Origin of the sequence: Halapricum sp. CBA1109 (genome assembly GCF_009741825.1) — an archaeon.
In the GTDB taxonomy this organism is placed as follows: Archaea; Halobacteriota; Halobacteria; order Halobacteriales; family Haloarculaceae; genus Halapricum.
Genome location: NZ_WPCA01000258.1, coordinates 1 through 1,380, shown reverse-complemented (window position 1 = coordinate 1,380; position 1,380 = coordinate 1). Strand labels below are relative to the sequence as shown.

The 1,380-nt window shown below is 64.9% G+C and carries 1 protein-coding gene; it reads right to left on the bottom strand.

From position 1 onward, the window contains the following. Positions 1 to 406: 406 nt before the first annotated feature. Positions 407 to 1,380 (bottom strand): 4Fe-4S dicluster domain-containing protein (locus tag GJ629_RS15810; protein ID WP_157513850.1); only part of this gene is annotated, 974 nt, incomplete at its 5' end.

The window sequence follows — 1,380 nt, the reverse complement described above, 5'->3', positions numbered from 1 at the left end:
CGGTTGCATCCCGGGCGCGACGTCCGCGAGGACGAACACGACGAGGCGAACCCGCCGGTTCCCGCCGGGACGTACTCGGACCCGGTGAGGATGTCGTCGGTGAGACGTAGTTCGTCGGGTTAGTCGTGTCTTCGGGGGTATCTGTATCCGTATCGTCTCCGGCCTCCGTATCGGTGTCGTCGCCGGGACTCAGTGCGTTACAGCCGGCGAGGGCCACGGAGGCCCATCCGGCGGTCCCACCGACGATTACCTTCCGTCTGGAGAGACCGTCGCTCGTGTTTGACTCAGTACGTTCTCGTGGCATTACGTCCGTATCATCTACTGCAACCGCTGTAAGTCCTGTCTGGAATAATGCAGTGTTATAAATAGGGTTTCGGGGGACGTGTGCCGGGCGCGAACCCCGTCCTCAGTGGGAGGGGTCGACCTCTTCGAGGCCGCGGTCCTCGTGGGTCGTCGGGCCGGGCACTTCCGTCACCTCTTGCTCGCTGGGGTCCTCGCCGACGTAGATGACGTTCGGGTCCGAGATGTCGTCCTGCAGTTTGAACGTCTCGTCGTCGTCGAACTGTTCGAGGTACTGGTTGGGGTCGCTCTCGGGGTCGTTCATATCCCCGAAGTGGATGGCATCGACCGGACAGACGTCCTCGCAGGCCGTCGTGCCGCGGAGCTCGTCGTCCTGTTCGCGGTGGGCACAGAACGTACACTTGCTACAGGAGCCCTCCGGCGGCGCGCCCGAGACCCAGCGGTCGTTCTCGTCGCGTTTGGCGCCGTCGAACTCGCCGTCGGTCCCCTCGAGGATGGGTTCGAAGTCCTCGCTTTCCTCGGGGTTCTCGAGGTAGTCCGGCGTGTCCGTGTGGACGAAGGCGTTGACGTGGTAGGGGCAGGCGACCTCACAGTAGGCACAGCCCAGACAGGTATCGTAGTCACACAGCGTCCGGCCCTCCTCGCTTTTGAACCGGGAGTTGTTGGGACAGACCTCCAGACACGGCGCGTCGTCACAGTGCTGGCAGGGCCGCTGAATCGACTCGGAGTCGGTCGGGTCCTCGTACTCCTCGCCGTCACGCTGGTAGCGGAACACCTCCATCCAGAAGTGACCCTCCGGGGTGTTGTTCTCCTCTTTGCAGCCCTGCACACAGCGGAGACACTTGATACACTTCTCGGTGTCGAGGACCATCCCGCGCTGGATATCGTTGTCCTCCTGTGCGGACGCGGTGCCTGCCCCGCCGGATATCTGCTGGCCGGCGAAGCTCCCGCCGCGCCGGCGACGGCCGTCCCGATGGCCACCGCTCCGGCCGCCTTGAGCATCCCGCGGCGGGAAGTACCGCTCGACGTCGGCGGAACGCCCGGTTGGGGCTCCTCGTCGGCCCGCGGATTGTCGGTCAG